At 69.6% G+C, this 4,585-nt stretch carries 5 protein-coding genes and 1 pseudogene; 5 read left to right on the top strand and 1 reads right to left on the bottom strand.

Annotation, left to right across the window (positions count from 1 at the left end):
• The 5 genes and pseudogenes from VNS22_RS26520 to VNS22_RS26500 form a co-directional block, all read left to right on the top strand.
• Window positions 1–535, top strand: a pseudogene (locus tag VNS22_RS26520) (branched-chain amino acid ABC transporter substrate-binding protein); the annotation flags it as partial.
• Window positions 536–564: 29 nt separating this feature from the next.
• Window positions 565–1,536 (top strand): PQQ-dependent catabolism-associated beta-propeller protein, encoded by a 972-nt coding sequence (locus VNS22_RS26515; protein WP_325737930.1) that lies wholly within the window; start codon window positions 565–567, stop codon window positions 1,534–1,536.
• Window positions 1,533–2,315, top strand: a complete 783-nt coding sequence (locus VNS22_RS26510; RefSeq protein WP_349261898.1) for an ABC transporter ATP-binding protein — start codon at window positions 1,533–1,535, stop codon at window positions 2,313–2,315. The genes VNS22_RS26515 and VNS22_RS26510 overlap by 4 nt, the downstream gene beginning before the upstream one ends.
• Window positions 2,312–3,160: an ABC transporter permease gene (locus tag VNS22_RS26505; protein WP_325737928.1), complete on the top strand. Its 849-nt coding sequence runs from the start codon at window positions 2,312–2,314 to the stop codon at window positions 3,158–3,160. The genes VNS22_RS26510 and VNS22_RS26505 overlap by 4 nt, the downstream gene beginning before the upstream one ends.
• Complete coding sequence (locus VNS22_RS26500) at window positions 3,157–3,804, top strand: hypothetical protein (RefSeq protein WP_325737926.1); 648 nt, start codon at window positions 3,157–3,159, stop codon at window positions 3,802–3,804. The genes VNS22_RS26505 and VNS22_RS26500 overlap by 4 nt, the downstream gene beginning before the upstream one ends.
• A 131-nt stretch (window positions 3,805–3,935) precedes the next feature.
• On the opposite strand, the gene VNS22_RS26495 is transcribed toward VNS22_RS26500, so the two are convergent.
• On the bottom strand, window positions 3,936–4,502 hold the full coding sequence (locus tag VNS22_RS26495) for a rhodanese-like domain-containing protein (protein WP_325737924.1): 567 nt from the start codon (window positions 4,500–4,502) through the stop codon (window positions 3,936–3,938).
• Window positions 4,503–4,585 lie beyond the last annotated feature (83 nt).

The following is a 4,585-nucleotide window of genomic DNA, read 5'->3' as shown; positions in this document are numbered from 1 at the left end:
GCAGATCCAGAGCCGGATCCCGGTCCTGACCCAGGAGGCGCCGGACTATGACGTGCTGGTGGCCGCGGACGAGAGCGAGGTGTTCGCCGCGCACCTGCCCTATCGCACCTGGGACGCCCGCCCGGTCGCCGGCTCGGCCGGGCTGATGCCGACCAGCTGGAGCCCGGCGCACGGCCAGTGGGGTGCGCTGCAGATGCAGAGCCGGTTCGGCAAGCGCTTCTCCCGGCTGATGACCGAGCGCGACATGCTGGCCTGGACGGCAGTGCGCCTGGTGGGCGAGGCGACCTCGCGCACCAATTCCACCGAGCCCGCGGCGATCGACGCCTTCCTGAAGGGGCCGGAGCTCGGCCTGGGCGCCTACAAGGGCCAGAAGCTCACCCTGCGCCCATGGAACCTGCAGGTTCGCCAGCCGATCCTGCTGACCGACGGCCGGGTGATCGTCTCGGTGTCGCCGCAGCAGGGCTTCCTCCACGAGGTGTCCGAGCTGGACACGCTGGGGATCGACCAGCCGGAAACCGAGTGCCGGCTGCCATGAACGACGACAATCTGGGGAGGAAACGGACGATGCGGATTGCGGCCATGCTCCTGGGCGGGGCCCTGCCCTTTTTGCCGATGCTCCCGGCCTCGGCGTTCACCGCCTATGTGTCGAACGAGGGCAGCAACACCGTCACCGTGTTCGACACCGAGACGTTCGAGGTGACCGCCACCATCCCGGTCGGGCAGCGCCCGCGCGGCATCCAGCTCACCAAGGACGGCAAGCATCTGCTGGTCGCGGTCGGCGACGACGACACGATCGAGCTCGTCGACACCGCCACCCACGAGATCATCGGCACCCTGCCGTCCGGCCCGGACCCGGAGCTGTTCACGCTGAGCCCGGACGGCAACCTCGTCTATATCGCGAACGAGGACGACAACATGGTGACCATCGTCGACCTGGCGGAGCGCGCGCCGGTCGGCGAGGTGCAGGTGGGGGTGGAGCCGGAAGGCATGGGGATCAGCCCGGACGGCAAGATCCTGGTCAACACCTCCGAAACCACCAACATGGCGCATTTCATCGACACCGAGACGCATGAGATCGTCGCCAACGTGCTGGTCGACGCCAGGCCGCGCATCGCCGAGTTCAAGCAGGACGGCTCGGAGGTCTGGGTGTCCGCGGAGATCGGCGGCACGGTCAGCGTGATCGACCCGGCCACCAAGGAGATCAAGAAGAAGATCACCTTCGAGATCCCGGGCCTGCGGGCGGAATCGATCCAGCCGGTGGGCGTGCGCATCACCAAGGACGGCAAGAAGGCCTATGTGGCGCTGGGCCCGGCCAACCGCATCGCGGTGATCGACGCCGATACCCACGAGGTGGAGGACTATCTGTTGGTGGGCCAGCGGGTCTGGCAGCTCTCCTTCACCCCGGACGAGAAGTACCTGCTGGGCACCAACGGCGTGTCCAACGACGTGTCGGTGGTCGACGTGGCCGAGGGCAAGGTGGTCAACACGGTCCAGGTCGGCGAGCTGCCCTGGGGGGTCGCGGTATCCGAGAACTGACCGCCGAACCGTCTCCTCCCCGGTCTGCTCTTGCGCCGGCCGCCCCGGCCCTGGCGATCGAGAACGTGGCCTATGCCTATGGCCGGCGCCAGGCGCTGGACCGGGTCAGCTTCAGGATCCAGCCCGGGCGGTTCGCCGTCCTGCTGGGCCTGAACGGGGCCGGCAAGAGCACGCTGTTCCAGCTGATCACCCGGCTGTTCGCGACCCGGCAGGGGACCATCCGCATCTTCGGCCACGATGTGCTGCGCGAAGCCGGCGCCGCCCTGCGCCGCCTGGGCGTGGTGTTCCAGGCGCGCACGCTCGATCTCGACCTGACCGTCTGGCAGAACCTGGCCTACCATGCCGCGCTGCACGGCATCGGCCGCAGCCACGCCAGGATCAGGGCTGCCGAAGTGCTGGAGCGGGTCGACCTCGCCGGGCGCGCGTCGGAGCGGGCGCGCAACCTGTCCGGCGGGCAGATGCGGCGCCTGGAGATCGCCCGGGCCCTCCTGCACCAGCCGAGCCTCATCCTGCTGGACGAGCCCACGGTCGGCCTGGACATCGCCGCGCGCGCCGACATCCTGGCTCATGTGCGTGACCTGGTCGCCAAGGACGGGGTGGCGGTGCTCTGGGCGACCCATCTGGTCGACGAGATCGCGCCGGACGACCAGGTCCTGGTGCTGCACCAGGGCCGACTGCTGGCCGACGGGCGACTCGATGCCCTGCTCGCCAGCACCGGCGCCGCCGATGCCGAAGGCGCCTTCCGCCATCTGATCGAGCGACCGGGGGCTGCGTCATGAGCCAACCGACATCGGCGCGTGCCGCCGGCTTTCCGCTCCGTGCCTATCTGATCTGCCTGCAGGGCATCGTCGGCCGCGAGCTGCTGCGCTTCCTGCACCAGCGCGAGCGGTTCGTGGCGGCCCTGGTGCGCCCGCTGGTCTGGCTGTTCATCTTCGCGGCGGGCTTTCGCCAGGTGCTGGGCGTGTCGATCATCCCGCCCTACACCGTCTATGTGCTCTACGAGGTCTACATCACGCCCGGGCTGATCGCGATGATCCAGCTGTTCAACGGCATGCAGTCCTCGATGTCGATGGTCTACGACCGCGAGACCGGCAGCATGCGTACCCTGCTGGTGAGCCCCCTGCCCCGCTGGTTCCTGCTCTCCTCCAAGTTGCTGGCCGGCACCGCGGTCTCGGTGGTGCAGGCCTACACCTTCCTGGCGATCGCCTGGCTGTGGCGCATCGAGCCGCCGCTCTGGGGCTATCTCGCGGTGCTGCCGGCCTTGTTCCTGTCCGGGCTGATGCTGGGGGCGCTCGGCATGCTGCTCTCCTCGCTGGTCCGGCAGCTCGAGAACTTCGCAGGCGTGATGAACTTCCTGATCTTCCCGATGTTCTTCGCCTCCTCGGCCCTCTACCCGCTCTGGCGGGTGCGCGAATCGAGCCCGCTCCTGTACCGCATCTGCGAGCTGAACCCGTTCACCTATGCCGTCGAGCTGATCCGCTTCGCCCTCTATCTGCGGGTCGAGCCGACCGCACTGGCCGTGGTGGTAGGCTGCACCATCCTGTTCATGATCGGCGCAGTACTGGCCTATGACCCCGCCCGCGGCTTTCTGGCCCGGCAGCACGACGCTGGAGGACATCCATGAGGCTTTCCGTCCCCCTCCCCGGCCTGGCGGTCCTGGGGCTGGCGGCCGCCCTGCTGGCACCCGTCCCCTCCCTCGCCGCCGCCCAGCCGGACGCGCCGGACTGGCCCTGCGTGCAGCGGCGGGTGCCCGAGCTGTCGGCCGGCACGGTCTGGCAGGGCCCGCCGATCGACCAGGCGCTGCACGACTGGCGGGCCGATCCGGAGGTGGTGGATCTGGTCAATGAGCTCGCGCCGCGCCGCGTGCCGGTGGAGGCCGCCGAGGCGACGGCCGTCCAGTTCATCACGGCCGATCCGGCCAAGCGCGAGACGCGCGCCAGCCTCCTGTTCGCCGGCCTGTTCGACACGCTGAACCGGGAGCGCGGCGAGGTCATCGCCGGGCTGGAGCGCCTGACCAGGCGGCAGCGGGAGTTCGTGCAGGCGATCGAGGCGGACGCGGCCAAGCTGCGCAAGCTGCAGAAGGACCCCGACGCCGATCCTGCGGCCGTGCAGGATCTCACGAACCGGGTGACCTGGCAGACCCGGATCTTCGAGGAGCGGCGCCGGACGGTCCGCTATGCCTGCGAGGTGCCGGTGCTGATCGAGAAGCGCCTGTTCGTCCTGGGCCGGGCCATGCAGGGGGCGATGCAGCAGGACGACTCCGACTAACCCATTGATGTGGCTTACTTATTCCGGCGCTCGGGTTCGTTTGTGCAAAACGCCGTTTCCGTCCCGGCACCGGCCGGCTGCCGGTGCCGGGACGGACCAGCATAGCACGAGCAGGCCGCCAGAGTGTGGGTTCATTCGCCCTCGGGCGGCCAGCCCGGCTGCGGCTGGACCGGAACGGCGTCGTGCAGCTCCTGCCAGCCGTCGATCCCGGCGGGCAGCCAGTGCACCTGGCGGTAGCCGGCCTCGACCAGGCGCTTGCCGAGGTTCCAGCTGCCCCAGCAGTTCGGCTTGCAGAACGTGACCAGCACGGCGTCCTTGTCGCCCTTGGCCAGCTCGTCGATCCTGCCCAGCAGGGCCCGGGCCTGCTCCGGCGGGAGGTCGCCGGCACCGCCGCCCGGGAACCAGGCGGCACCCGGGATGGAGCGGTGCACCGGCTTCCAGAGCGTGTCCTCCGGCAGATTGTCCGGCCGGCGCGCAGCCTTGCCGACATCGATCAGCAGCACCGGTCCTTCCAGCATCCCCTCCAGGGTCGGCACGTCGATGACCGTGGCTCCGTTCAGCGTGGCCGGGGTCTCGCCGACCATCGGCCCGGTCCACAGACCCGGTGGCTCGGCGACCTCGGCCACGGCCGGAAGTGCGGCGAGCGGCAGGCCGGCCAGCAGGACCAGCGCACCGCGTCGTGGAAAGGTGAGGGCCATCACTGGGTGTTCGCCGGGATCGGGAAGGATTCCTGCCAGCTTGCGCCATCCGAATCGGTGGCCAGCACGGTGAACGCGTCCGC

This window comes from Geminicoccus sp. (assembly GCF_035556675.1).
Lineage (GTDB): Bacteria > Pseudomonadota > Alphaproteobacteria > Geminicoccales > Geminicoccaceae > Geminicoccus.
The sequence above is the reverse complement of the archived record's forward strand: the minus strand, read 5'-3'. Positions and strand labels throughout refer to the sequence as shown.

Bases quoted from the DNA above. Each gene is read 5' to 3' on its own strand.
- VNS22_RS26495 (WP_325737924.1), bottom strand. From the start codon at position 4,502: ATGGCCCTCACCTTTCCACGACGCGGTGCGCTGGTCCTGCTGGCCGGC.
- VNS22_RS26500 (WP_325737926.1), top strand. From the start codon at position 3,157: ATGAGGCTTTCCGTCCCCCTCCCCGGCCTGGCGGTCCTGGGGCTGGCG.
- VNS22_RS26505 (WP_325737928.1), top strand. From the start codon at position 2,312: ATGAGCCAACCGACATCGGCGCGTGCCGCCGGCTTTCCGCTCCGTGCC.
- VNS22_RS26515 (WP_325737930.1), top strand. From the start codon at position 565: ATGCGGATTGCGGCCATGCTCCTGGGCGGGGCCCTGCCCTTTTTGCCG.